The 26,082-nt window shown below is 60.9% G+C and carries 24 protein-coding genes and 1 pseudogene; 3 read left to right on the plus strand and 22 right to left on the minus strand.

Features of this window, described 5'->3' with window-relative positions:
• Window positions 1–202: 202 nt before the first annotated feature.
• The 10 genes from ACZYTC_RS23500 to ACZYTC_RS23545 all read right to left on the minus strand — a co-directional run bounded on the left by ACZYTC_RS23500 (window position 203) and on the right by ACZYTC_RS23545 (window position 10,412).
• Complete coding sequence (locus ACZYTC_RS23500) at window positions 203–1,411, minus strand: HlyD family secretion protein (RefSeq protein WP_441774374.1); 1,209 nt, start codon at window positions 1,409–1,411, stop codon at window positions 203–205.
• Window positions 1,412–1,438: 27 nt separating this feature from the next.
• On the minus strand, window positions 1,439–1,990 hold the full coding sequence (locus ACZYTC_RS23505; RefSeq protein ID WP_488990659.1) for a hypothetical protein: 552 nt from the start codon (window positions 1,988–1,990) through the stop codon (window positions 1,439–1,441).
• 95 nt (window positions 1,991–2,085) lie between these two features.
• Entirely contained in the window at window positions 2,086–2,442 is a 357-nt protein-coding gene (locus ACZYTC_RS23510) for a hypothetical protein (RefSeq protein WP_488990660.1), read from the minus strand.
• A gap of 1,270 nt (window positions 2,443–3,712) precedes the next feature.
• On the minus strand, window positions 3,713–4,708 hold the full coding sequence (locus tag ACZYTC_RS23515) for a Gfo/Idh/MocA family protein (protein ID WP_454818536.1): 996 nt from the start codon (window positions 4,706–4,708) through the stop codon (window positions 3,713–3,715).
• A complete protein-coding gene (locus ACZYTC_RS23520; RefSeq protein WP_488990661.1) occupies window positions 4,705–5,586 on the minus strand; it encodes a sugar phosphate isomerase/epimerase family protein in 882 nt (293 codons plus the stop codon). The genes ACZYTC_RS23515 and ACZYTC_RS23520 overlap by 4 nt, the downstream gene beginning before the upstream one ends.
• Before the next feature lie 46 nt (window positions 5,587–5,632).
• Complete coding sequence (locus ACZYTC_RS23525; RefSeq protein WP_488990662.1) at window positions 5,633–6,466, minus strand: carbohydrate ABC transporter permease; 834 nt, start codon at window positions 6,464–6,466, stop codon at window positions 5,633–5,635.
• Window positions 6,463–7,386, minus strand: coding sequence for a carbohydrate ABC transporter permease (locus tag ACZYTC_RS23530; RefSeq protein ID WP_488990663.1), 924 nt, complete (start codon window positions 7,384–7,386; stop codon window positions 6,463–6,465). Before ACZYTC_RS23530 ends, ACZYTC_RS23525 begins: the two co-directional genes overlap by 4 nt.
• A 67-nt stretch (window positions 7,387–7,453) precedes the next feature.
• Window positions 7,454–8,671: an ABC transporter substrate-binding protein gene (locus tag ACZYTC_RS23535; protein ID WP_488990664.1), complete on the minus strand. Its 1,218-nt coding sequence runs from the start codon at window positions 8,669–8,671 to the stop codon at window positions 7,454–7,456.
• 32 nt (window positions 8,672–8,703) lie between these two features.
• The gene (locus ACZYTC_RS23540; protein ID WP_488990665.1) at window positions 8,704–9,705 is read right to left on the minus strand and encodes an alpha/beta hydrolase; all 1,002 of its coding nucleotides are present in this window, start codon (window positions 9,703–9,705) and stop codon (window positions 8,704–8,706) included.
• Complete coding sequence (locus ACZYTC_RS23545) at window positions 9,702–10,412, minus strand: GntR family transcriptional regulator (protein ID WP_441774365.1); 711 nt, start codon at window positions 10,410–10,412, stop codon at window positions 9,702–9,704. The genes ACZYTC_RS23540 and ACZYTC_RS23545 overlap by 4 nt, the downstream gene beginning before the upstream one ends.
• Before the next feature lie 131 nt (window positions 10,413–10,543).
• Between ACZYTC_RS23545 and ACZYTC_RS23550 the strand changes: the two genes are divergently transcribed.
• Window positions 10,544–11,614, plus strand: coding sequence for an ABC transporter ATP-binding protein (locus ACZYTC_RS23550; protein ID WP_488990666.1), 1,071 nt, complete (start codon window positions 10,544–10,546; stop codon window positions 11,612–11,614).
• Between the two features lie 498 nt (window positions 11,615–12,112).
• Here ACZYTC_RS23550 and ACZYTC_RS23555 read toward each other — a convergent pair whose 3' ends face one another.
• Complete coding sequence (locus tag ACZYTC_RS23555) at window positions 12,113–12,466, minus strand: COG4315 family predicted lipoprotein (RefSeq protein ID WP_434961172.1); 354 nt, start codon at window positions 12,464–12,466, stop codon at window positions 12,113–12,115.
• A 323-nt stretch (window positions 12,467–12,789) separates the two neighbouring features.
• Between ACZYTC_RS23555 and ACZYTC_RS23560 the strand changes: the two are divergent.
• Window positions 12,790–13,651, plus strand: a pseudogene (locus ACZYTC_RS23560) (IS3 family transposase); the annotation flags it as partial.
• Between the two features lie 102 nt (window positions 13,652–13,753).
• Here the strand turns inward: ACZYTC_RS23560 and ACZYTC_RS23565 are convergent.
• The 11 genes from ACZYTC_RS23565 to ACZYTC_RS23615 all read right to left on the minus strand — a co-directional run bounded on the left by ACZYTC_RS23565 (window position 13,754) and on the right by ACZYTC_RS23615 (window position 24,314).
• Window positions 13,754–14,977: an ABC transporter substrate-binding protein gene (locus ACZYTC_RS23565; protein WP_488990667.1), complete on the minus strand. Its 1,224-nt coding sequence runs from the start codon at window positions 14,975–14,977 to the stop codon at window positions 13,754–13,756.
• A gap of 49 nt (window positions 14,978–15,026) precedes the next feature.
• The gene (locus ACZYTC_RS23570) at window positions 15,027–16,112 is read right to left on the minus strand and encodes a CobW family GTP-binding protein (RefSeq protein WP_488990668.1); all 1,086 of its coding nucleotides are present in this window, start codon (window positions 16,110–16,112) and stop codon (window positions 15,027–15,029) included.
• Window positions 16,102–16,434: a hypothetical protein gene (locus tag ACZYTC_RS23575; RefSeq protein ID WP_434961169.1), complete on the minus strand. Its 333-nt coding sequence runs from the start codon at window positions 16,432–16,434 to the stop codon at window positions 16,102–16,104. The genes ACZYTC_RS23570 and ACZYTC_RS23575 overlap by 11 nt, the downstream gene beginning before the upstream one ends.
• Before the next feature lie 105 nt (window positions 16,435–16,539).
• Complete coding sequence (locus ACZYTC_RS23580; protein WP_105865590.1) at window positions 16,540–17,421, minus strand: polysaccharide deacetylase family protein; 882 nt, start codon at window positions 17,419–17,421, stop codon at window positions 16,540–16,542.
• A gap of 56 nt (window positions 17,422–17,477) precedes the next feature.
• The gene (locus ACZYTC_RS23585; RefSeq protein WP_434961168.1) at window positions 17,478–18,572 is read right to left on the minus strand and encodes an ABC transporter ATP-binding protein; all 1,095 of its coding nucleotides are present in this window, start codon (window positions 18,570–18,572) and stop codon (window positions 17,478–17,480) included.
• 67 nt (window positions 18,573–18,639) lie between these two features.
• On the minus strand, window positions 18,640–19,875 hold the full coding sequence (locus ACZYTC_RS23590; RefSeq protein ID WP_434961167.1) for an ABC transporter substrate-binding protein: 1,236 nt from the start codon (window positions 19,873–19,875) through the stop codon (window positions 18,640–18,642).
• 35 nt (window positions 19,876–19,910) lie between these two features.
• The gene (locus tag ACZYTC_RS23595) at window positions 19,911–20,672 is read right to left on the minus strand and encodes an SDR family NAD(P)-dependent oxidoreductase (protein ID WP_488990669.1); all 762 of its coding nucleotides are present in this window, start codon (window positions 20,670–20,672) and stop codon (window positions 19,911–19,913) included.
• A gap of 25 nt (window positions 20,673–20,697) precedes the next feature.
• Entirely contained in the window at window positions 20,698–21,441 is a 744-nt protein-coding gene (locus ACZYTC_RS23600; protein ID WP_434961165.1) for an SDR family NAD(P)-dependent oxidoreductase, read from the minus strand.
• Complete coding sequence (locus ACZYTC_RS23605) at window positions 21,438–22,283, minus strand: ABC transporter permease (RefSeq protein WP_434961164.1); 846 nt, start codon at window positions 22,281–22,283, stop codon at window positions 21,438–21,440. Before ACZYTC_RS23605 ends, ACZYTC_RS23600 begins: the two co-directional genes overlap by 4 nt.
• Window positions 22,284–22,286: 3 nt before the next feature.
• Window positions 22,287–23,186 (minus strand): ABC transporter permease, encoded by a 900-nt coding sequence (locus ACZYTC_RS23610; RefSeq protein WP_488990670.1) that lies wholly within the window; start codon window positions 23,184–23,186, stop codon window positions 22,287–22,289.
• A 51-nt stretch (window positions 23,187–23,237) separates the two neighbouring features.
• Entirely contained in the window at window positions 23,238–24,314 is a 1,077-nt protein-coding gene (locus ACZYTC_RS23615) for an ABC transporter ATP-binding protein (protein ID WP_488990671.1), read from the minus strand.
• Between the two features lie 609 nt (window positions 24,315–24,923).
• On the opposite strand from ACZYTC_RS23615, the gene ACZYTC_RS23620 reads away from it, so the two are divergent.
• Window positions 24,924–25,934 carry a GntR family transcriptional regulator gene (locus ACZYTC_RS23620; RefSeq protein ID WP_434961161.1) on the plus strand — a complete coding sequence of 337 codons (1,011 nt, stop codon included), beginning with the start codon at window positions 24,924–24,926 and terminating at the stop codon, window positions 25,932–25,934.
• Window positions 25,935–26,082: the final 148 nt, after the last annotated feature.

Below are 26,082 nucleotides of genomic sequence, written 5' to 3' on the forward strand. Positions count from 1 at the left end.
CCATGTCACCGTTGCACTCGAATCACAAAAGAACTCCGGCCCTGCCGCAACGTCATTTTGCCAATGGAGACGATGAATCTCCCCTGAAGTCTCTCTTCGAGCCGATCGTAAATCCGATGTCTTAATACCGAACGGCTCTTTCCTAGACGTTCGCAAGGCGACGACTGCACTGCCGCAATACGCCTCTGCCGGTCCTTTGTTGTTAATGCCCACCGCTCACAACCAAGGTTTGTACGGGCAGAAGCATGGCTTGGATCCGTAGGATCATGGCGTGTACCAGACCGACCGTGTCAACGATATGGAGAAAGAGCCAGCGTCCCGGGCTGATGTCTTGCGCGGCTAACGCGTCATGATTGTTGGTATAGACATTGGCTATGCAGCTGCCACCGGGCGGTACGTCTTCTAGTTGCTCGGCATAAAGCGGTTCCAGATAAGCAGTGATGGATCCCGGCGGTCCTACCTTCTGGACGTCGATCAACTGGTCTGTGGGACGAAACTGTCCGGTAGCGACGACATCTTGAACCAAGGTTACTTCCATCGGAATAATAGTGAAGGGTTTACCTATACAGGTCGCTTCGGCGATCATGCCGACCTTCAGTACTTGAGCCTCGATCTGATCAAACCCAGCTACGAGCGCGGTCCGTCCTGCTCCGGCCGGCACCAGAATACCTGCCGGTCGAAACGTTGTTACCACGTCACCCGGTCGTAACGTGAATTGCTGCAGAGTGCCTGCGATGCCAGCGCGCACGAGTTTCTTGTCCAACTCAACCTGTGCCTGCGCCAAGGCTGCCTCGCTACTGGCCTTTTGCGCTGGCAGAAGCGTGGATATCTGTGCTTGGAGGGTTTGCTTATTCGCTTTGGCGGCATCGGCTGCCCCCCTTAAGCCCTCAACGGAAACCTGCAGGCGTTCAATTTCTCGTACGGCGACTACATCGGCATTGCGTCGCATGAGCTCCTGCTTTGTCTTCAGTTCGTCAAAAGCTTGCTGATAAGCTCCTTGCGCCTGCTGAATTGTCCCGTCTGCAGCTCCTAGTTTGGTCGAAGTTACAATTATCTGAGCATCGATCTCAGCGATCCTGCGCTTGGCAGCCTCCACAGCGGCTTTCTGATCTGAGTCATCGAGCTGAAACAGCGGATCTCCGGCCAGGACCTTTTCATTGGTGTTGACAAACACCTTCGCCACTCTTCCGTTTCCTTCCGGTAGAATCGAGACGGTGCGGTAAATGGTGGTGGCGTACTTGGTCGAAGGGTGAAAGTAGAAGATCAGTGTGATCAACGATACCGTCAGAATCACACAGGCGCTGATTCCCCATCGCAATTCATACCAAACAGAATAGAGAGTAATGTCACGACCAATACGCTTGTTCTGAACATAGCGGCGAACTAGATAATCGGGAAGAATCGTCAACATCGAGCACAGCAATAGCTCAAACACCGTTTAGTTTCCTTTGTTCAACGGAGGTGCGTTAGGCACTCCTTCGGGCGCAGGGTCATGCTCGTCGTGATTAGGATTCAGGTCAGATGCTGAGCGAAGGGGCAATTCGGCTGGGCGGTTCGGGGTGACGCCGCTTAATGGATCACGAACAGGGGTTGGATTTTCCTGATGTTCGTCATGTTGTTCGGCGATCTTTGCAAGAGAACCCGCGATGGATGCGAGCGGGGTAGAGAAGTCGGGAATACGGATGAGAGCCAGCAACAAGCCGGCGATCCAGAAAAAATGGTTGTGCGTGAAAAGAGAAATCAAAACCAGAACGGCAACAACTTCCATTTGGACTAAGTTGGTTCTGTGCGCCATCCGTTCGGGAAGGGCATGGAGCTGGAAGTAGAGGTTGCCAATGACGAGGATTAACACCAGCATGACGACGACCATCCCGCTGAACAGGACGTCGGTTTCGCCAGGTGCGGTGATAAAAAACGGCAGATGGTCTAAAGCAGACCGATGAATTCTTCCGTCCAACGAGATCGCCCCTTGGTTTTCGATTTGCCCCATCTAAGTGGCCTTGGGGGGGCTGTCTTGCCATTTCGCGCCAGCACTCAGCGCTTCGATAGCCCTCGCAGATCAAGTCGACATAGCGAACGACACAATCAAACGCACTCGTGCGTGGCTCCGAGAAATTGGGCAAATTCGTTGCTGAACAGGCGCCGAGCGCGCTTCTTCACAGCGGGAAGGCCCTCGATCAGGTCACTGGCAGTATCGCTGCCATCTGCGTCCTTAAGGATGACATTGTATTCAGCCACGTCATGCCCTCCCGTGCATGCCGGCAACAAGTTCAGGTGCTGGCGTGCGCCCTTGGCGGCCCGCAAAGCGGCAAACACCGCCTCCACGACGCGTTTTTCATCCGGCTTGCGTGCCGGTTCAGGCTCTCCGACAACAGGCGGGTCGTTTGGTCGATGGCCTCGACATTCTGGGAATTGGCAGGGCGCAAAAATGAATTGTTTCATGATCGTCCGTCCAGGATTGGAATGACCGGGCCAGCCGGCAGGCCGGCCCGGATCGGCTCCCAGAAAGCCTGGTTCCCTTGGGGGGCCGGGCGAGTTGGCAACGTGCCATAACGCATAAGCCCGCCGCTGCTTCTCATTTGCCAGAATATCGATACAGGCATATTGATCTAAATCAGGTTGCGGATCGCGAGGGATCGACGCTCCGTGGTGGGAATGCGTTGACCTCCGCCAACGCCCCATTTCCCGCTTTATTGCTTGTTGCAAGTGCGCAACAAGGCACCCTAGGAGAACGGGCGGGATAAGCGCCTTCTCCCGACCGGTCGCTTTCGTAGGGAAGTCTTTTGGGCTCTCGTTCGCTTGCACGGTGCCACATCGGCGATTTTAATGCTGACCGTTTCTTCGCGGGTGTCTTCTATGTCGTCGCTCTGTATTTCGTGAGAAATATCCAAGCGCTGCTTGTAATATGTCGTCGAAGCAACACACATGTCAGTATTTTTTGGCTGGTCATTTCGTGCGAATTTGTCTTTTTTATTTTTCAATGAAGCCACTCCACATTCAGAATGAATCAGTTGTCGGAGTGCTGGGTCAATTAAAGGGTCGCAGTGCACAGCGACGGCGCAATCTTCACTTATAGGCCATGCGGTCACAGCTGCTTTGACATGAATCAAATGGCCCCGCGCCGGTACGCAGAACCTGGCTCGTCATGAGCAGGCTCGCCGAGCGTGCTTTGCTGCGTGGTCAATAACGCTCACTCGTGGCAAGGGGCGGCGATCACCCAACGGCTCGACCGGCTCGATCATCACAGAGTGCGGTTTAGGCGCGATCTTGGAATCGCAGTCGAGTCGCCCGCAATTTTCATGCGCTTCTGGCCGGCCACAACACCGGCTTTGCCGGAGTCTACTGCGTAAGCCACTCGCGCAAAACTTGGCGAGAAGTTGGATTCCTTCGTTATCGAGTTCGGTTGTCGGCTGGCCAAGAAGCCAAAGCTACGACAAGAGATTGGCGAGGACCTGCCAGGATCGATCACCTACCAGACAGCCACGACTTAGCCACACTTTCTGGCATTAAGCCTTCCGGAACAGGATGCGCAATTGTGGGCCGGAAATCGTCGCCATCGTCCTGCTGGGGACGGGCAAGACTGCAATTTCCGCAGATGCATTGATATTTTCTTGAGCGAGAGCGGCGATGAGCGCCTGGCTCGAAGTTGTCCGCATCCGCACCGCCGCAGGACGAAGCCTCCAAGGATTGCATTCCAAGTCTGTTCTCGATGTCAAAGATCGAGGGCTTTGCGGAGAGCTTCCAGCCGTTCCATGGCAACAACGCCGTCGTGGATGGTCGGAGCAGGCGTGTTTTCCCCCTTGAGCCCTGGGACAACGTCAGCAAGGAGGGCATGGTATCCCTTGAAATCCTCGTTGGCGGCTGCAGTGAAATTGGGTTTCCAGGTCAAACTGTCCTGGGTGTCGGTGAGGGTTGCCGCTGCATCGGCTGCCTTGAAAGGGGGATCTCGGTGCCAACGCACCTCCACCACATCTTCGATCTCCAAACGTTGATGATCTCCCATGACGTCGATCCGCTCGACTGGCGTGCCCCGGGACTGGATCGTGCCCATTGCTACGGTGCCGATGGCGCCGCAATCGAAGTCCAGAGCAATGTGGAACAGTACCCGACCCGGCGTCTTCTCTACTTTGCGTGCTGTCAGGGCGCTGACGGGCGAGACAAGGTGGGAGACTAGATCCATGTAATGCACACAATGATGCAGGAAAAAGCCGGTGTAATCGACGCTGCCGGCGAAATAGCCGGGCGCCGTCATGTAGTAGCCGGTGAGACCAAGAACGGGGCCGAAACGGCCGGATTTCAAGATGTTATGTGCAATCTTGTTCCCCACTGAATAGCGTTTCATGAAGCCAACAAGCAGGGGCTTGCCAGCCTTTTCGGATGCTTGACGCAATAGGCGAGCCCCCTCGGCCGAGCCTGAGGGAGGCTTTTCCATGAAAACGGGCAGTCCGTGTTCCAGCGCAGCCTTGCCGAAGGAAAGGTGCTGGTCGGGGCCGACGGCCATGCCGACGGCATCGATGCCGGGCGTGCGGATCAACTCCGTTGCGTCGGTGAGGAGCGTCGAAACGCCGAATTGGCGGCCGGCATCGGCCAGGCGCTTGCCGTCGATGTCGCAAAGGGCTGCGATTTTGACGTCGTGGCGTGCAAGCTGCGGCAACAGCATCTGCGTGGCGTGCACGCCACAGCCGATCCAGCCGATATTCAAGGTCATCTGCGAAATTCCGTCAGCGAGATATGGGAGCGGATGAAGGAGGCTGAGGCGGCGAGGCGTTCGCTCTCGTCCTCATGTGGCGCGCGCCATTGTGCCAGGGGCACGCCGAAACGATCATCGTTGCGCCGGAAGGGCTCGAGTGAGATGGGGCCGCTATAGTCGATGTCGTGAAGGGCGCGGCAGACGTCGACCCAGTCCGTGGCGCCCGTTCCCGGAAACCCGCGATGGTTCTCATTGGCCTGGAAATGCACGAGAAGAGATCCGGCAAGGCGAATGGCTTCCGAGATGGAGGCTTCCTCCATATGCATGTGGAACGTGTCGAGCATCAACCGCACAGCGACATGGTCGATGGCATGGAGTAATTCCATTGCCTGCTGCGTGGTGCACAGCACGTCGCTTTCGAAACGGTTCAGGGGCTCGACGGCGAGGGTAACGCCAAGGCGTGCGGCATGATCGCCTGCTTCCCTCAGGCCGACGACACAACGCTGCTTGCGGGCGAGGCGCTCGGTCTCGGAGACCGGCTGGGGGGCACGGCCGGCAAAGACGAGTGGATTGCCCGTCAGGGGGCCACCCACCACTGTCGCGCCGAGTTCTGCCGCGCAGTCGGCGGCATATTTCAAATAATCGATGCCGGCCCGGTGGCTGGCCGCATCTTCCGAAGATAGGTTGCGCTGCAGATTGACGCGAGCCGCCAACACCACCCCGAGGCCTGCATCGGCCAGCGCTGCGCGCGCCGCCGCCAGGTCCATTTCCCCGGGCTCGGGCACCAGGAGTTCGACGAAGTCGTAGCCGAGTTCCTTCATGCGAGTGAAGAGGGGAAAATGCTCGGCAGCAAAGGGCCGGGCATATTGCATCGATATCAGGCCGATAGGATTCATTGTATCATTTCACGGTTTGCAGAGGGCAGGCGCGGCGTTGGCTTCATCATCCCTTCACCGCTCCTTGGGTCAGGCCGCCGACCAGGCGTTTCTGCACGATGAGGAAGAGCAGCGTCGCAGGCAGGGCACCGACCACGCCGCCGGCAGCGAGCAGCCCCCATTCGATCTGGTATTCGCCGATCAGGGTCTGGATCGCCACGGTCACCGTGCGCACATTCTTGCCGCCCAAAGTGAGCGCATAGAGGTACTCGTTCCAGGCGGTGATGAAGATGTAGATGCCGGTGGAGATGATGCCGGGCATGGCAAGCGGCAGCACCACCCGGCGCAGCGCCGCCAGGCGCGAGCAGCCGTCGATCATCGCCGCTTCGTCGAGGCTTCTGGGTATGGCTGCCACATAGCTCGTCAGCATCCACACCGCGAAGGGAATGGCGACGGTCGCGTTGGCCAGGATCAGGCTGACATGGGTGTCGAGCAGGCCGAGCCGGCGCATCAGCACGAAGAGCGGCAGGATCAGCAGCACCACCGGGAACATGTTCACCAGCAGGAATTGCAGCATGATCGCCCTGCGGCCGAGGAAGCGAAAGCGCGAGAAGGCATAGGCGGCTGTGACCGAGACGCCAAGGCCGACGACCACCGTGCCGAGTGCGATGATCAGGCTGTGGCCCATATTGCCGAGGAAGGAGGTCTGCTCGAACAGGCGGATGTAATTGTCGAAGCTCCAGCCGATGGGCGAGAGCGAAACCCCGCTCGCCGCGATGCGCTCGGACGGTGTGAGCGAGGTCAGGATCATCCAGGCGAAAGGCCCGAGCGCGAAGAGCACGATCGCCGCCACCGGCAGGTCGGTCGTGAGAATGCGCCGAAGGGTCGACGGCTTGTTCATCGTTCGACCTCCTTCATGGTGCGGATGATGTAGATGGCGACGAAGGCGCCGAGCAGGACGGTGAAGGTCACCGCGATCGCCGTGCCATATCCGAAATCGAGGTTCTGGCGCGCCTTGATGAAAGCATAGAGGGGGAGCGTGTGCGTCGCGTAGCCCGGACCGCCGCCCGTCATCACGAAGATGACGTCCATGGAATTGGCGACCCAGATCACGCGAAGGAGCCCGGCCGTCGCCAGGACCGGTGCAATGCCGGGCAGGGTGACGTTGACGAACTGACGCCAGGGCGTGGCGCCGTCGATGGATGCAGCCTCGTACTGGCTCCGCGGAATGCCCTGCAGGCCGGCGAGGATCATCACGGCAAAGAAGGGGAAGCCCTGCCAGGTGAGCGTGGCGATCACGGCGTAGAGCGCGACATTGGGATCGGCGAGCCAGGGTACCGCACTCTGGATCAGGTGCACGCTGAGCAGCATGTCGTTGAGCACGCCGGTGTTGGGGTCGTAGATCCAGCGCCACATCAAGGCGATGACGACGCTCGGCAGCGCCCAGGGGACGATGATCATCGCGCGGGCCAGACCCCGCCATGGAAAATCTCGATTGAGCAGCAGGGCGGTCATCAGGCCGAGCCCCATCTGCAGCGGTACCGTGAGGCCGATCCAGACCACGGTGTGCCAGAGTGCGGTCCAGAACACCGGGTCGGCAAACAGTTTGATGTAGTTACCGAAGCCGACGAATTTGGCGGCATTGGGCTTCCACAGCACGAGATCGAACAGGCTCGTGTAGATGGCCTCGATCATCGGGACAAAGACGACGACGAACACCACCAGCAGAGCCGGCGCCAACAGGGCATAAGGCATTAGACGCGCCCGCAGGCGGACCGCGAATTCCCGATCGAGCTGGGAGGTGGATGAATGCAGCGACATGGCTCGGCGTCGTAGTGGGAGAAAAAGAGGACCTTCTGCACGATGGACAGAAAGTCCGGCACCTTGCCTAGTTTGCAAACAGCGTCTGTAATTGCTGCATCATCTGCTCGGGCGTCGCCGCGCCCGTCAGGGCCTGCTGCATGTTGGTCTGCCAGGCCGTGTTGACGAATTCGGTCGTGGCTGGCGTCTGCGGCAGCACCGAGGCGAAGGGCAGCGACTGCACGGTGACATCCACGAAGCGCCGCTGGTGCAGTGTCCAGTTGGCCGAACCCGACTTGGTCACCGTCATCTGGCCCGTGGCCTTGTTGAACTCGACATTGTTCTGTCCCTCCGCCAGGAAGGAGATCCATTTCCAGGCAGCGTCCTTCACCTGCGAGGAAGAGAAGAGCGCCAGCGATTCATCGCCATAGGAGGTCCACTGCTTGCCGTTGCAGGCTGGAGCGGGGACCGCCGAAACCTTGTCGCCCAAGGCTTTGACGAGGTCGTTGGACGAGCCGACATGGTGGATGGTCATCGCGGTCTTTCCGGCCTTGAAGGCCGCAATGATTTCCTGGAAGCCGTCATTCGGCGCAGAGGGCGGAATCGACTTGTCTTCCCGGAACATGTCGACCAGCCATTTGTTGGCGGCAATCGCCTCCGGCGTGGTCAGGCCGCCCGGCTCGAGCTTGGCGCCCTTGGAAAAGACGAAGGTGCCCCACTGATCCCAGCCGCCCTTGCCGCCGCGCAGGCCGAAGCCATAGGTGTCCGGCGCCTTGGTGAGCTTCTTGGCGTCCTCGCGGAACTCGTCGCAGGTTTTGGGCGGCTCGAGCCCGGCAGCTTTGAACAGGTCCGTGCGATAATAAAGATAGAGAACGACATATTGGATCGGCAGGTAATATTGCTTGCCGTCCGGTCCCTTGTTGAGATTGAGGAGATTGTCGAGCAGGTCCGCCTTGCCGGGCCAGGCATCGATGCGTTCGCCGATCGGCTCCAGGGCTCCCATCTCGACGAGGCGGGGCTGGGCGAACAGCTTCACCATGGCGGCGTCGGGCGCATTGCCGCCGACGATCGCCGTGTAGAGATTGTCGTAATAGGAGTTCCACGGCACGTTTTCGGCTTCGACCTTGATGCCGGGATTGGCCGCCTCGAATTTCTTGATGAGGTCATCCATCGGGTTGGCCGGATTATCGAAATGATACCAGAAGCGCACGGTCTGCGCCTTGGCCGCCCCGAGCATCATGCTGGCGCTCAGGGCACAGGCGACACCGAGCGCCTTCAGCATTTTCTTCAGTCCTGTCCTCATCATTTCCTCCCGAAGAATGTGTTTTTGGTGCCGGTTCACGCCGGCTTGATCATTGACTTTGCCGCTTGGGCCGCGGTCTTGAGGGCGTTGCGGGCCGCGCTCAGCCCGGCGCTCATCTGCAAAAATCCGTGCGTCACACCCTTGACGATGTGTATGTCGGCCTGCCGCCCCACCGATCGCAGGCGCGCCGCTAGGTTGAGCGTGTCGGACAAGAGCGGATCGATCTCCGCGGCCAGAAGGAAGAGGGGCGGCAGGCCAACTAGTGCCTCGTCACTGGCATGAAGGGGCGAGGCGAGCACCGTCTGGCGTGCCTTCGGGGCGGGCAGATACCAGTTCCAATAGCGCTGCATCCGCGCCGTGGTCAGGCCAGGACCCTCGGCAAAACGTCGATAGGAGGGTGTCTCGAAATCAGCGTCGTAGACGCCGTAGAAGAGTAGGGCACCGTCGGGCAGGCTGCGTCCGTCGGCCTGGCGATGAAGCATGGCGGCGAGCGCCAGATTGGCGCCGGCGGAGTCGCCCGCCAGCAGCAGCGGACCTGGACGGATGCCGAGTGCAACGGTGTGTTCGAAAACGCGGCCGATACAGGCGATCACGTCGTGCAGCCCGGCCGGGAAAGGATGTTCCGGGGCCAGGCGGTAATCGGGCAGGAGAACGGGCAGGCCGGTCTCGATGGCAAGAACCCGGGCGCAACGCTCATGGGTCTGCGGGCTGCAGAAGGCAAAGCCGCCGCCATGGACGAAGATCAGTGCACCGGCTCCCGCCTCCGGTGGGATAAGCACCTTGACGCGGCAATCGGCTGACGAGAATGTCGGATCCGCAGGAACGACGAAGTCGCCCGTAAAGGCCATTGCCGGCAGATCGCGGTTCCAACGCTGGTTGAGTTGCGCGGCAAGGGCCCGACCCTCTGCCGGCGGTAGCAGCGTCGTATCCGGCTGCGGGCCGATTTCATCATCAATGGCGGCCAGGAGGCGTGCCAGTTCCGGATCGAGCTGGCCGGGCAGCTGTTCGACCGCCGTATCAGGGATTGGGGCATTCATTGCCCCGCTCCAGGAAAAACGTTGGGCCCGAAATCGACGATGGTCGCGATATGATGCTCGAGAGAGGTCACGGCCGCGGCGCTGTTGCCGGCCTCGATTGCGCCTACCAGCGGCCGATGACGCTGGGCCGTGAGCACGAGATCGCGCTGGCCTTGCGTGCGCGAAATCTTGAAGCGATGGTTGTGGATCAGGCAGCGATGCAGGATCGGGTCCAGGGCGGGCAGGTCTGCATCGTGGAATAGACGGCGGTGGAAGTCGCGGTCGAAGGCGGCGAGCCCCATCTCGTCATCCTCCCGCGCGGCCTCCTCCATAGCCTCGACCAGTGCCTTCAGATCGGAAAGCAGGCCGCGGCTGGGGTTGCGCAAGGCGCGCAGCACGCCGGCACATTCGATCTGCTTGCGGACGCGGAACATCTCGACGGCTTCGTCCGCCGTGCAGTCTGAGACCTGCGTGCCGCGATGGCCGCGCCGGTGCACCAGCCCTTCCTCCTGAAGCTGCAGCAGGGCCTCCCGCACCGTGCCCTGGCTGCAGCCGAAACGGGCGGCAAGTTCCAGTTCCACCAGGGGTTCGCCGGGAGCGAGTTCGCCGAGCATGATGTCGTGCTTGAGGGCGTCGAAGGCGATCGCCGAGCGGGCGACAGGGCCCGGCCGGCCGCCCTTGGCGCGCAATGCCGGGTCGAAACGCCGAGATGCTGGCCGCTCGCTCATGTCTCCCCCTTGTGCTGGCGCCATCTTGAGAGTGTTCGCATACCTCTTGCAATTATCATTATTGATATTGATAATCAGGTCAAGAGCTGGAATGGCCTCGCTTGTCGCAGGCAGTATCGGGGGAAAACGCAATGGCGGGCATTGGCCTCAGGGATATTCGCAAATCTTACGGCACCCATACGGTGATCCATGGTGTCGACCTCGATATCGCCGAAGGCGAATTCCTCGTACTGGTCGGTCCTTCGGGTTGCGGCAAATCCACCTTGCTGCGCATGGTCGCCGGGCTCGAAGAGATCACCGGTGGAGAGATGCGCATCGGGGACAGGGTGGTGAATGCGCTTACGCCCGCAGAGCGCAACATCGCCATGGTATTCCAGGATTACGCGCTCTATCCGCATATGACGGTCGCCGAGAACATGGGATTTGGGCTGCGCATGCGCGACCAGAACCCGCAAATGATCGACCAGCGCGTGAGACAGGCCGCTGAAACCCTGAAACTGGCACCCTTGTTGGAGCGTCGACCGGGGCAATTGTCGGGAGGGCAACGTCAGCGTGTCGCCATGGGGCGGGCCATCGTTCGCGATCCTCAGGCTTTCCTGTTTGACGAACCGCTTTCAAATCTCGACGCTGGCTTGCGGGTGGAGATGCGCCTTGAGATCGCAAAGCTCCACCGTCGCATCCAGGCAACCACGGTCTATGTCACGCATGACCAGGTCGAGGCGATGACCCTGGCCGACCGTATCGTGGTGATGAATGCGGGCCGCATGGAACAGGTCGGCCCTCCGCTCGAACTTTATCACCATCCGGCAAGTCTGTTTGTCGCGCGCTTTATCGGCAGTCCGACCATGAATACCGTGGAGCTGCGGCTGAATGGTGATGGCGAGCTCTCGGTCGGTAGCGCCAAAATTGTCCTGCCATGGCTGTCGCTAGCTCCCGGAACGTCCGTCATCCTCGGCATTAGGGCGGAAGACCTTTCACCCTGCGATGCTTCCCAGGCTTGGTTCACCGGCGAATTGACCATGGTCGAACGTCTCGGCGGACAGACTTTCGGTTATCTCGATCATGGCAGTGACCGGATGATTACGGTCGAATTTCCGCGTCACAGCGCCGTGAAAGTTGGGGATAGGGTTTCCGTAAGGGGCGAGGGGGATGCCCTGCATCTTTTCGATGGGAGCAGCGGCACACGGCTAAAGCCGGACTGACCGGTTACCTGGTCTTCCCGCTCCAGAATCTCGAACCAAATTGCAGCAATTCCTGTTGGCGCGGGATTCCGACAATCCGGCATCCTGCTCGGTATGGGGCAACAATGAGGGCTGGCGGCTAACCCCGACGGAAGCGTCCAGCAAATAGAGCGCGCGTTTGACCATGGCGGGAGCAAAACTTTGCGCGTAAGGATCCGGGCGAAAAGCGGCGAAGGTTGCCTATCGGATGCCAGGTGGAAGGGCCTTTCTCAGCAAGCGCCGTGAGGCTCGACAAGCGACCCTGTAGATAATGCTCGGGCCTTCCACTTGGGTACCTGAAATCTTGCCCTCTTCCGCCTCTAGGCTTCTTGCAGCTTGATATTTTGGCTGCTTGAAAAAAGGCACGATCGTCTTTTTCGGTCTTGGATTTGAGATTACGAACGGAATTCACGCAGTTGGGGCCAATTCGGCTCCGTTACGGCGTGGGGAAAAGTCGGCTAATCTGCCTCGCTGGATCAGCTATTCGCTGATAACGTGCCAGACACCGCCGATGCCGTCGCCGGTCTTGTCGCCCTTCTTCTTGTCTGGCGCGTAGAAATAGACTGGTTTGCCGTCATAGCTCCATTGCAGTGAACCATCCGTCCGCTTTACGGCTGCCCAGCCTTCGCCCATTTTCTCGCCAGCCTTGGCGACATATGGAGGCCACTTTGCCGCGCAGCCGCCATAGCACGACGGCTTGCCACCGGTGTCCTTGTCAAAGACGTATATCGTCATACCGTTTCTGGCCGTCAGCGTCGTTGCGGCGCTTGCCTCTGGGGCCAATGGCAGAGACAACATTAGCAAAGATGTGGCGAGAGCGAGTAAGGTCTTCATCGAATGACTCCTCCGTGGAGTGGTCCGTTTTTTTCGGGCCGCTTCCTCTCAAATATCAAGGACGTCCATAAACACCGCAGATACGCTTTTATTCATAGGCGTCGGCTGTTTCGGCGGGTGACGCGCGTTTCGTCAAGTAAAGCCGGGAAAGAAATCGACCCTGATGCGAGACCTGGCGATTCCAAGCTGTCTTAGAGCGTCCTGGAAACCGACAAATATCGCGCGCGGCCCCGAGATGTAAAAGATACGCTCGCGGAAATCCGGGATTTCGCGCTTGATCAAATCCTCGCCAATCTTCCGCCGAACCGAAGGACGCGTCAGCGAAAATTCTAAGGCCTGGTCGGAAGCGCAAGCTCGTGAGCGTGATATGTATGGGAGTGGAGCGTCTCGATCCGCAGAGCTTGCGGTGCTCTGGAGTTCGATCGCTCGACCTATCACTACCGGTCACGCAAACCCGACCAGGCCGGCATCGCAGCCCGGATCAAGGAGTTCTGCCAGACACGGGTCCGGTATGGTTACAGGCGTGTCCATGTCATGCTCCGGCGCGAGGGCTGGAGCATCAACATCAAGAGAACCATAGATTTACAATGAGTTGGGGCTGCAGCTCAGGAACAAGACATCCAAGCGCAGGGTCAAGGCGAAGCTTCGCGACGACCGCGCGCCGGCGGCCCGCCCGAACGATGTCTGGGCGATGGACTCGTCCATGATCAATTGGCGACCGGCAAGAAAATCCGCATTCTGACCGTCGTTGATACCTTCTCGCGTTTCTCGCCGGTGGTCGACCCCAGGTTCAGCTACCGGGGAGAAAACGTGGTCACCACACAGGAGCGCGTCTGTGCCAAGGTAGGTTATCCCAAGACGATAAGGGTTGATCAGGGCTCGGAATTCGTCTCGCGAGATTTGGATCTCTGGGCCTATGCCAAGGGCGTCACGCTGGACTTCTCGCGGCCCGGCAAGCCCACGGACAACGCCTTTATAGAGGCTTTCGATGGGAGGTTCCGCACCGAGTGCCTGAACACGCATTGGTTCCTGTCGCTTGCAGATGCTGCCGAAAACATGGAAGATTGGCTCAGATACTACAATGAGGTTCGGCCGCACGGTGCGATAGGCCATAAGACCCCGATCTCGTTGCAGAACTCCGGTGGTGCCCCCAAATGGGCGCGGATCAAACAGACCCTGCACTAACTTCAAACCGGACCAGTCATTGGGATCCGGCCACCTTTACGACAGAGTCATCGCAGTTAATTCGATCTGATCGAGACGTTTTTCTATGCATGACAGCGGACACTAATTGGCGGTTACCAATCGCGACCACCGCCGCACCAGATAATTGTGCTCGTCCATCGTCGTGTTCCAAACGGCGATCGAATTGGCGCGCTGCCGGTAGGATCCACCATCGCGCGCGGATCCGGCCTTGATGGTGATGGTTCCGTCCGGACCGGGCAACTCAGTCTGTGTCGGCAGGCCCTCATACCAGTAGGCCCACTCGTCTGGTGTCAGATAAGCCCGAACGCGGGCGGGGATGGACATGTAATAGCCCTGGCGTGCCATCACCGCGCCTGGCCAGCCGGACAGCCACCAGTTCAGATAGTCATAGGCGACGTCGAGCATGCGCCCCGATAGGTTGCTCGAAAGGCACAGGCCGCCGTGCCAGGCTCGATAGCCTTCGCGGGGCACGGCCTCCATGACCGGCACGTTGCAATGGCGCAGGGCGGTGATGCCGGGGGACCACATGCTCTGGATGACGACACCGCCATCGCGCATCAGGCCGGCGGCTTCCGCCGCGGTCTTCCAGAAACCGGCGAAAAAGCCGGCCTTGCGCCGTTCGATCAGGATGCCCAGCAGAGTGTCGATCTCCTCGGTCGACATGTTGCCGATATCCTCGAAGCTCATCAATCCCAGCGATTGGGCGGCGAGAGCCGCGTCGAAAACACCGATCGCCGGCTCATCGACCAGAGCTGCCTTGCCATGCCAGTGCTCGTCGAGCAGGGCACCCCAGGAGACGATCTGCTCGGCATCGCCATTGGCGAGATCTGGTCGGAAAGCGAAGGAATCGAAATTATGGGTGGTCGGCAGCATCGAAAGCCAGCGCGACGGCGTCGGGCCCAAGGCACGGTTGGGCTGGACGAAGAGCTTGGTCACGGGGGCATCGCCGAAACCGACGCGGGCCCCTGGATCGAGCCGACCTGTCTTGGTCAGGTCGGTGATTTCGCCCCAGAGCGGGATGCGCGTGAGATCAATGGGTTGGATGGCGCGCCAATACCAGACGATGTCGAGGTTGTGGAAACACTGGTCATAGACATCATAGCTGCCCGGCTCCGCCGCCGCCTTGTGCTGGGTGGTGATGAAGTCCTGGGTATCGAAGACGACATTGATCCCCAGATCGGCTTCTGCCCTGAGGCGCAGTTCCTCCAGATGCGAAATCTCGGTTCCCAATACCCGCAGGGTCGGCCGTTCCGTGAGATGCAAGGTGGGTGCCGAGAACTTTTCTTCCGATGCAGCCCCCTTCATGGGGAGCTCGGATAACGGAGCTGAGACAATGGCATTCGAAATCGCTTGATCATGATTGTTGCGACACTGGAGCCGCCAATCTGTTGAAGGCTGCCAGGGAGCGCCGGATCAAGCTGGAATCGAGGTCATCCACGATGAAAACGATGCGCGAGCGTCGATCGCCATCGGGCCAGGCCTGCATATGCACGGGTGTATGCACCAGATGCTGCACCCCGTGGATTGCCACCGGGGCACTCTCGCCCGCAAGGTTGAGCATGCCCTTCACCCGCAGGATGCGATCGCCATGCCGGTTGAGGAGCATGGTCAGCCAGATGCCGAAGGCCGTCCAGTCGAGCGGTTCATCGACCGTGACCACGAAGGAGCGGATACGCTCGCCATGCCGCGTACGGTCGCCTGAACCATGTTCGTGCCCGGGCTGGCTGATTGTTTCGGGGGTGAGCGGATCGTCGCTTTGAAAGGTCTGGCGGAACCATTCGCGGGTCGAGCGCTCCGGTTGGCCTGCAGCAGCGAAGTCATTTTGACTGAACAGAGCCGGGGCGTCGAAATCCCGCTCGGCCGACCGCAGGATCGGTGCATCCGGATTGAAGCGCCGAAGTCGATCGAGGAGCCGGGCAATTGTCACTTCGTCGGCGATATCGGTCTTGGTGAGCACGAGCCGGTCGGCGATCGCGGCCTGGCGTGTCGACTCGACATGGTTCTCGAGCTGGAATTGGCCGTTCACTGCATCCACCGTTGCAATCACCGTGCCCGGCCGGAAATGATGCCGCAGGACGGGATCTGCCTTGATGGTCGACAGGATCGGGAAGGGATCGGCCAGGCCGGTGCTCTCGATCACCAGCCGGTCGAAGGGTGGAATGTCGCCACGCGCCCGCTTGGCATGGATATCGCGGATCGCCTGGGCCAGTTCGCCGCGTATCGTGCAGCACAAGCACCCCGACGGCAGCAGCACCATGGTCTCGTCGATGGGTTCGAGTAGATGGTGGTCGAGCCCGATTTCACCGAATTCGTTGATCAGCACGGCCGTGCGCGCCATGGCCGGGTCCGACAGCAGCCGCCGCAACAACGTCGTCTTGCCCGAACCGAGGAAGCCGGTGAGGAGGTGGACCGGGGTGAAGGCCGGGACGTCATCCGCCATGGCGCTTCTCCATGGCCTCGATCACCGGCAGGGAGAGCGGATCGCAGGCGCGCCGGACCAGCCTTTCGGCCGCGGGCCACAGATGGCCGAGATCGTCGATGATCTCGGTCTTGCCGGTTTTCGTCGACAGCAGGAAGGAAGCGCCCTGCCAATCGGAGAGGGTCATGCCGAAGGGTTCCAGAACCTGGCAGGCAATGCGCACGCGGTTCATGCGCTCACGGCGGCGATCGATTCTGTCGCCATTGCGCGTGAAGACGCCCGGCCGGGCCACCGCATCGGCCCAGTGCTCATTGCCACCCAGAATGCCGCAGAGCGAACACATGCAGATCTTCCCCGTTGCGGCGCATTTTTTCGACTTGAAAGGGCTGTCGCCCTTTCCCGACAGCATGGATGGCCGGGCCCACGATAGGGGACCCGGCCTCCCTCGTCACTTCTTGCGCGGGAAGCGGCGGGCGAAATCGTCGGCCATTTCGTTCATGGTGACGAACTTGACGCCGGGATGCTTGGCCATATGCGCATAGAGGCGCTCCAGCATCATCAGGACCTGCGGGCGGCCCGAGACGTCGGGATGGATGGTGATCGGGAAGACGGCATAATCCATCTCGCGATAGACCCAGTCGAACTGGTCGCGCCAGAGCTGCTCGATATCGTGCGGGTTGACGAAGCCGTGACTGTTGGGCGCCTTCTTGATGAACATCATCGGGGGCAGATCGTCGAGATACCAGGAAGCCGGGATTTCGATCAGGTCGGTTTCATGCCCCCGCTTCAGCGGCACCATCCAGTCCTTCGGCTTGCCGGAATAATCGATCTTGGTCCAGGAATCGCCGACGCGCACATAATAGGGCGTGAAGTCGTTGTGCATGAGCGAATGGTCGTATTTGATGCCGCGCTCGAGCAGCAACTCATTGGTGACGTTGGAAAATTCCCACCACGGTGCCACATAGCCGGTGGGACGCTTGCCGGAGAGCTTGGTGACGAGATCGATGCATTTGTCGAGAATCTCGATCTCCTGTTCGCGCGTCATCGCGATCGGGTTTTCATGGGTGTAGCCATGGATGCCGATTTCATGGCCGGCGTCGGCGACGGCCTGCATCTGCTCGGGAAAGGTCTCGATCGAGTGGCCTGGAATGAACCAGGTCGTCTTGATGCCGAAGCGTTCGAACAGCTTGACCAGGCGGGGCGAGCCGACCTCGCCGGCGAAAAGGCCGCGCGAGATGTCGTCCGGCGAATCCTCGCCGCCATAGGAACCGAGCCAGCCGGCGACCGCATCGACGTCGACGCCGAAGCCGCAGAGTATTTCCTTTGCCATGGGTGAGGTCTCCTCATTTCATGTTGAAATCGATGTTTTCTTGAAAGAATGGTCTGTCAGGCGGCTGGAATGACGGTCGCCTCGGCGGCATTCCAGGCCAGCACGACTTCACCGCCGGGGGCGAAGAGGCCCGGCGGGTATTTTTCGACATGCGCTTCCAGGGAGATCGCCCGGCCTCCCGGAAGCTCGACGGACAGATGCGAGATGTGCCCGACGACATCGAGGCGCCGGACGGTCGCGGCGATGGTATTGCCCATTTCGGTGACGCGCCCGTCCGAGGCCGAACGAACTTCTATGGCTTCGGCCGGGACGACGATCTTGGCGGCACTGCCATTGGCCAGCCTGCCGTTCGCCGTGCCGCGCAGGATTCCAAGCGGGGTATCGACCACCACGCGCCCGTCCTCGACACCGCCAATGGAGCCGTCGAGAATGGTGTTGCGGCCGATGAACTGCGCCACGAAGGGTGTGTTCGGCCTTGTATAGAGTTGGTGCGGCGGGCTGATCTGTTCGACGCGTCCCTGGTTCATCACCACGATGCGATCGGAAAGAGCCAAGGCCTCGGATTGGGCATGCGTGACGAAAACGAAGGTGACACCCAGCCTTTTCTGCAGGAGCTTCAATTCGTTCTGAATCGCCTTGCGCAGATTGGCATCGAGCGCGCCCAGCGGTTCGTCCAACAGGAGGATATCGGGTTCGACGACGAGGCCGCGCGCCAAAGCGATACGCTGGCGTTGGCCGCCGGAGAGCTTGTCGGGACGCTTGTCGGCGACATCCTCGAGGCCGAGCGTGTCCAGGATGCGATCGACCTTCGCGTCGCGCTCGGCTTTCGCCAGTCCCTTGACCTCGAGGCCATAGCCGATATTGCGGCGTACGGTCATATGGGGGAAGAGCGCGTAGTTCTGGAAGATCATCGATGTCGGGCGCCGTTCTGGCGGCACGTCGTTGATGCGCGTTCCCCTGATCAGCATGTTGCCGGACGAGATGGATTCGAAGCCGGCGATCATGCGCAAGGTTGTCGTCTTGCCGCAGCCGGAAGGCCCCAGAAAGGCGATGAACTCTCCCTTGGCGACGGCCAGGTCGAAACCGGCGACGGCGGGCGTGCCGTTGTCATAGACCTTGCCGACCTTGATGAGTTCGAGATCGTGGATCATCGCTTCGTGCTCCGCGGGAATGGCAGGGGAGGCGGGCGGAAAGGCGCACTTTCCGCCCGGATCGTGATCAGGCGTTCAGGAACTCGTCCCATTTCTGAATGAGATGGTCATAGGCATCCGGCCATTGGTGCCAATAGGCGACGTTGGCGGCCCGTTCTGCCAGGCTGCCGCCGTCGCGCAGGTCACCTTCCTTGATGCCGCGCTCGGCTGCGCCGACCCAGGGCTTGCCTTCGTACCAGAAGGCGTATTTTTCCGGTGCCATCTCGCTCTTGATGTTGGTCGTCGGCGAGTAATAGCCCTGTTCGGAAACGGTGATGCCGGGCTTTCCCGAAAGCCAGTAATCGGCATAGGCGGCAACGGCTTCCTTGTTGGTGGAACCGGCGATGAGCGAGGGGCCGATCGCCCAGGCGCGATAGCCTTCCTTCGGGCGGGCATATTTGCAGGCCTTGCCCTGGGCCTTGACCGCCATCACGGCCGGCTGCCAGGCGTCGCACACCACCATCTCGCCGGAAGCGAGGAGATTGACGAGCTCGCCGAAATCACCCCAGAGCGCACGGAACTGCCCATCCTTCTTCTTCGAAACCAGGAATTTCGCAGCCTCGTCGATCTCGGCTTCCGAGGGATTGCCGGGATTCTTGACGGCCGACAGGCCCAGCGAGTTCATGGCCATCACGGCCTGCCCGAAGGCGATCAGGGGGTCGGTGTTGAGGCCGGACTTGCCCTTCCATTTGGGATCGAAGATCGCCGCCCAGGTGTTGGCCTCCTCATCCGACAGGACGTCCGGATTATAGCCGATGGAGTCGTAATTATAGACGGCCGGCACCATCCAGAGCTGGCTATGGGCATCGTCCTGCCAGATCTGGCCGGTGATCTGGGCCTTGGGATCCCATTTGTCGCTCGGCTTGGTGAAAGTATCGCGGATATTGGCCCAGTTCTTCAGCGACGAGGCGGCGATCGGCGCGACATTGTTGGTCATCACCACCGATGGCAGGCGTTCGGCGATCACTTCCCAGCAATCATAGTCCTTCGAACCCGACAAGATCTTGGTCTGGGCATCGGGGAAGGTCGCGGCCGTGCCCGAGGTCGTGCCCACGCCGGAGGCGGCCTTGAACTCGGCCAGGATGCGTTCCTGCACCGTCACGGACAGGCCGATCGTGCGCAGGCTCTCGCTCGCCAGGCCAGTACCTTGCGCCCAGGCGGCCCGGGAGGAGAGGAACGGCGTGCCGCCGCCCAGTGCCAGGGCCATCATTCCCGCGGATCGCTTCAACAAAGAGCGGCGCGTCATCTCGCTTCGGTCAGACATCGTTCCTTCTCCGGTTCTGGTTATTTGCTTTTGTTTCAGTAGCGACCCACCAGCAGGCCGCCATCGACCACCAGCGTCTGGCCCGTGAGGTAGCGAGCGCTGGAAGAGGCTAGGAAAACGATCACGTCGGCGATCTCATCGGGCTCGCCGATGCGGCCCATGGGAATGAAGGCGCCGGCGGTCTCCGCGCCCTCGGGACCGAGGGAATGCTCCTTGGAGAGGAGCTGGGCGGTGCGGATGTACCCGGGTGCCACGCCATTGACCCGCACTCCGTCGCGGGCGACCTCGACGGCGAGGCCCCGCACCAGGCCGACGACACCGGCCTTGGCCGAGGAGTAATGCACATGCTCGTCCCAGCCATAGGCGACGCCCATGATCGAGGAGAGCGCGACGATGGCGCCGGATCTGCGGGCGCGCATGCTGGGCAGCGCTGCCCGCGCCACGCGGAAGATGCCCTTGAGGTCGATATCGAAGGTCAGGTCCCATTTGTCGTCATCGAGCCTGGCGAGCGGCACGCGGTGGGCGATACCGGCATTGGCGACGACGACATCGATGCCGCCGTGACGAGCCTCCACATCGGCTACGAGGGCGTCGGCCTTGTCGGTGGAACGAACGTCGAGCGGCGCGAATTCGGCCGAGCCGCCGGCGGCCTTGATCTCCTCGACGACAGCCTTGCCTTCCGCTTCCAGAATGTCGGTGACCACCACATGGTCGCCGAGCGCGGCGAAGGCCTTTGCGCTGGCGCAGCCGATGCCGATGCCTCCGCCGGTGATCAGGACGATGCGTGCCTTCGTCATGGTGCTGTCTTCTCCCTCTGCTCGTTCACAACATCACGTCGCCGGAATTGGGCCCGAGCGTCTGGCCGACGAAGAGGCTGGCGGCCGGGGAGGCGAGGAAGGCGACGGTGGCTGCCACCTCTTCCGGTTCGCCGAAGCGGCCGAGCGGCAACTCCCTGGCCTTGCGCTCCTTCCAGTCATCCGAGAGCGCTCTCACCAGCGGCGTGTTGATCGGCCCCGGTGCGACGGCATTGACCCGCACGCCGCGGCTCGACACTTCGCGGGCAAGCGATTTGGTCATGCCGATCACGGCGGCCTTGGCACCGGAATAGTGGGCGAGTTCGATCCCGCCGATCTGGCCGAGCTGGGATGCGACATTGATGATGATGCCCGATCCCGTCTCCAGCATCGCCGGCAACACGGCCCGTATCATCAGGAAGGTGCCGCGCACATGCACGGCAAACATGCGATCGAAATCACCGGGTTCGAGCTGTTCGAACAGGCATTGATGGACGTGGCCGGCATTGTTGACGAGCAGGTCCACCGGGCCGAGATGCGTTTTGGCCGCCGTGGCGATGGTCGCGACATCAGCCTCGCTGGAAACATCGCCGGCTGCGGCGACCGCCCTCCCGCCAACCGCCTGGATGGCCTCGGCGATGGCCTGCGCGCGATCCAGCGCCAGATCGTTGACGAGCACGCCATAGCCGTCCGCCGCGAGACGTTCGGCGATGGCCCTGCCGATGCCCGAGCCCGCACCCGTGACGATGGCGGTTTTCTGGCTGGGCATCATGCGTCCTCCTGGATGGCGATGCGCCGGCCGCGCCGGACGGACAGGCCCATCAGGATCGCGTAGACCGCGAGCAGGGCGAACGAGAACAGGGTGGTCAGCACGCCGAAGGCGAAGACATTGGGATGGATCTCGACCGAGAACGTGCCGTAGATCGCCAGCGGCAAAGTGAGGTCGCGCCCCGAGGCGAAGAGCGTGCGTGAGAACTCGTCATAGGAAAGGGTGAAGGCGAACAGCATCGCCGACAGGACGCCCGGGAAGATCAGCGGGAACGTCACCTTCCGGAATGTGCGGATCGGCGAGACGCCAAGGGACCAGGAGGCTTCCTCGACACTCTGGTCGAAGCGGTTGAAGATCGCCAGCATGACGAGAAAGGCGAACGGATAGGTGTAGACGACGTGGAGGACGAAGGCCGTGCCCCACCAGTGCCGGTCGATGCCGAGGACGTTGGCTACCAGCGCCATTCCGAGGCCGACCAGCACGCCGGGCACCATCATGCCGAGGACGATCAGATAGAAGGCGATGCCCGAGCCCCGGAACTTCTTGCGGAAGGCCTGCGCGGACGTCACGCCCAGGACGGTCGAGACCACCATCGTCATGATGGCAAGGACGACCGAACGTCCCAGGCTCTCTTCGATCGGCAGCGGGGCGATGCGGGAGGGCGGTGTCAGGCCGAAGAGATGCTGGTACCAGTAGGTCGACCATTCGATGATCGGGAATTGCGGCCCGCCTTCCGGTCCGGTCTGGAAGGACAGGATCGCCAGCACGACGAAGGGGCCATAGAGAAACAAGAGGAACAGGGCCGTATAGATGGCCAGGACCGGTTTGACGCCGCGTGCCTGCATGGCTCAGAGCTCCTTCCTGAGATCGACGACGCGCAGCAGGGCGGCGACCACGGCTCCCATGACGATTGTCAGGATCACGCCGACCACTGCGGCAAAGGCCCATTTGAGTGAACCGACCTGGGTGACGATGATGTTGCCGAGGAGGTTGACCTTGCGTCCCGACAGGGCCGCGGAGGTGGCGAATTCGCCCAGCACCATCACCGAGACGAAGATCGAGCCGACGACCACGCCGGGCATGGACAGAGGCAGGATGATGGTGCGGAAGATGCGCCAGAAGCCGGCGCCGAGATCGCGCGCCGCCTCGATCACGTTCGGGTCGATCCGGCCGAGCATGAAGGCGATCGGGCCGACCATGAAGACGCAGTAGATCTGCGTCATGCCGATCACCACCGACAGGTCGGAGAAGAGCAGGGCCTCGATCGGCTGCGTGATGATGCCGGCCTTGAGCAGGATCAGGTTGATGGCGCCCTCCTTGCCCAGCATCGGGCGCCAGGCAAGGACGCGGATCAGGAACGAAGTCCAGAATGGGATGACGCACAGCACCAGGAGCGTCGTCTGCAGCGCCTTGTTGCGCACGAAGAGGCCCACGAACAGGGCCGTCGGGTAGCCCACCACCAGCGTCGCGACCAGTACCGTCAGCCAGATGCGGATCGTGGTCCAGAGGGCCTGGAGATAGGTGTCGCTCGTGAAGAAGGTGGCCCAGCTCTTGGTAGTGAGGATGGGCTCGATCTTGAAGGTGGTCTGCGTCCAGAACGAGACATAGACCATCATCAGGATGGGGACGAGCAGGAAGAGCACCATCCACACGACGCCTGGAGCCAGCAGCCACATTGTCTTGTTGCGGGACCTGCGCGGCGATGCAGCCTGCGGCGCCGCCGCTTCGCTGCCGGGAGGCGTCGTCATCCAGTCGATCTCCGTTCCGGGTCGAGGGTCAGCAAGGGACATGGGCGTTGCTCACGCAAAGAGGAGCGCAAGGTCGCGCTTCCAGACGAGGCCGTAGCGTTCCTGCGGCGCGTAGTCGGCGGGGGGGCGATGGCTGAGATGGGTCTCCACCTCCACCACCTGGCCGCTATCGAGTGCAAAGAAGGAGTTCACGGCCGCGCCGCTATATTCGCTGGCGATGAAGGCAGCCTCGAAGCCCACTTCGTCGCTCGCCAGGGCCGACGATGTCGGGCGCACCTGGATGCGGTCATAACGGACGGCATACGCAGTTTTCCCGCCTGCGAGGCGCGTGCTTCCCTCAATCGGGAAGCTGCCCGCCGGCCCGACAAAGTCCTCGCCTGAGATCGCCCCCTCGAACAGATTGTAGCAATTGAGGAAACGCGCGACCGAAGGCGCGGCCGGGCGGTTATAGATCGTGTCGGCATCCGCCGACTGGGCTATGCGGCCGCGATCGAGCACCAATACGATGTCGCCCATCGCCAGCGCTTCGGATTCACTGCCGGTGACATGCAGGAAGGTGACGCCGAGGCGCTCGCGGATGCTCCTGAGCTCCGCCCGCATCCGGGCCCGCAGATTAGCATCGAGGGCGCCCAGCGGCTCGTCGAGCAGCACCAGGCGCGGTTCGGTCACGAGCGTGCGCGCCAATGCCACGCGTTGGCGCTGACCGCCTGAGATCTGGGCAACGCCGCGATCCTCCAGGCCGGCCAGGCCGACCAGTTCGATCATCTCCCCGACCTTGCGGCGAATGGCGGCGCGATCGGTCAGTACGGCGACTTCGCGGTTTTCAAGGCCGTAGGCGATGTTCCCGGCAACGGAAAGATGAGGGAACAGGGCGAAGTTCTGGAAGACGAAGCCGATGCCACGCCGATGGGCCTGGACATTGTCGACGGGGCGGCCACCGAGGGCAACGCTGCCCTGGTCAGGGTCTTCGAAACCCGCGATCACGCGCAGGAGTGTCGTCTTGCCCGAACCGCTAGGCCCCAGAAGCGATACATAGGTATTGTCGGGGATGGCGAGGTCGATACCGTCCAGCGCTTGCAGGTCGCCATACGACTTCCTGACGCCGGAGAGACGAAGTACATCTGCCAAACGAGCCTCCCAGAACGTATTATACCACGCCAATACCTTGCCATTCCTGAGAACAGCATGAATCATCAGCAGCATAATTTAAGGTGATAAATATTAATTGGTCGCAATACGTCTGCGCCCAACATAATATCAATCAGATTTCTTAATTCAGTTCGCCTCTGCATTGCTTCTTCGGCAATGAGTGCTTGGATCTTAGTTCAATCGATTTTTGTATGCAACAATCTTTTTTGTGCATCGGGTGCTTAAATTACGAGCGGATCCGGAATTTGGATCCTTGACGAGAGATGGCCGAAGTTTGCGTAATTCTTTAGGGAATTGGCTATTTAAGCGAGTTTTTTTGCGTCTTTCGACAGCGCATGTTTCGTTTAGCAAAGATGGTGGATGGCAAGGGCGGAGCGGAAGCTGGAGGAGGGCGGAAGTGCCCAGGGGGTGGAATTTGCGATAAATTTCGCTGGAAATTGATGAAAATGGACTCTCCCCAAGAAAAATTGCACTATGGTATTCAAAGATCATTTATCCGAATATAGGACAGGTTGTGTCAAACGCGTTAGACACGGGCAGTTCGAGCGGCGGTCTGCGATGACGCCCGCAAGGAGGTCCGTTTACGGCATGCCATTGTCCAAGCCTCGCCAGACCGCCCAGCGGCGCTACGAAATTGTCGAAGACGTCTTGCGTACCAATATCGCCGACGGGCTGCTGCCACGAGGGCTGGTCCTGCTCGAGGGGCCGATCGCCGAGATCTTTCAGACGTCGCGTGCCCCCGTTCAGAGGGCGCTGCTGCGCCTGGAGGCAGAGCAGCTCATCCATCGCTTCGATGGGCGCGGCTATCTCGTCGGGGCGCCGGGACGGCGCATCGCGCCGGTGCGCACCGATATCAAGACCCTGGGCCTGGTGGTACCCGAGGCCATCGACGAGGCGTTGCAAAGCCGGTCGACCTGGGAACGCATCTACGATTCCATCGAGGCGGATGTCGCGGCCTGTGTCGTATTCGGGCAATATCGCATCATCGAGATCGAGCTGGCGGATCACTTCCATGTCAGCCGCACCGTGGTGCGCGACGTGCTCGGGCGCCTGCAGGAAAGGGGACTGGTGCATAAGAACCAGAGCTCCCATTGGATCGCCGGCCCGCTCACGGCAAAATCGATCAAGGACCGCTTTGCGTTGCGGCGCATCCTCGAGCCTCCTGCCCTGGTGTCGGCGGCGCCGCGCATCGATCGTGCGAGATTGACGGCCCTTCTTGACAGTTTGTCCGAGGCCGAAAGAACCGAATCGGATGCCGACCTGGTCGAGTGGGAGGATCTGGAGACGAAGCTGGTCGAGACCTGCGTGATGGCCACCCCGAACGAAAGGCTGCGTGACCTGATACGGGACAATCTGTTGCCGGTCGTGGCCTCGGAGCGCCTGTTGCGCCAATTAGGCCTGCCGCGTGATCGTATCGCCATTGCCGAATATCGCCTGATCGTCGAATTGCTGACGCGCGGCGCCATCGACGCCGCGGCTGCGATGTTCGATGCTCACCTCGAAGAAGCGAAGAACCGCAATATTGCGCAGATGAAGATTGTCGCGGTGATCCCGGCACCGCAGTCGATCGCATCTTATTTGACCAGGATCGCGGAGTAGGCCTGCGGGCGCAGGCGGAGGATCCATGGCGCTAACTTTGCGGCCGGAGGCGCGGGTAGCGTGGAGGGTCGATCTCCACAGCTCCATCAATTGATGGAGCGAGATCGACCACCTTTGTCCTCTATCTGGCTCGACATTTCCAAGAGGG

The organism is Labrys sp. F242 (assembly GCF_057813875.1).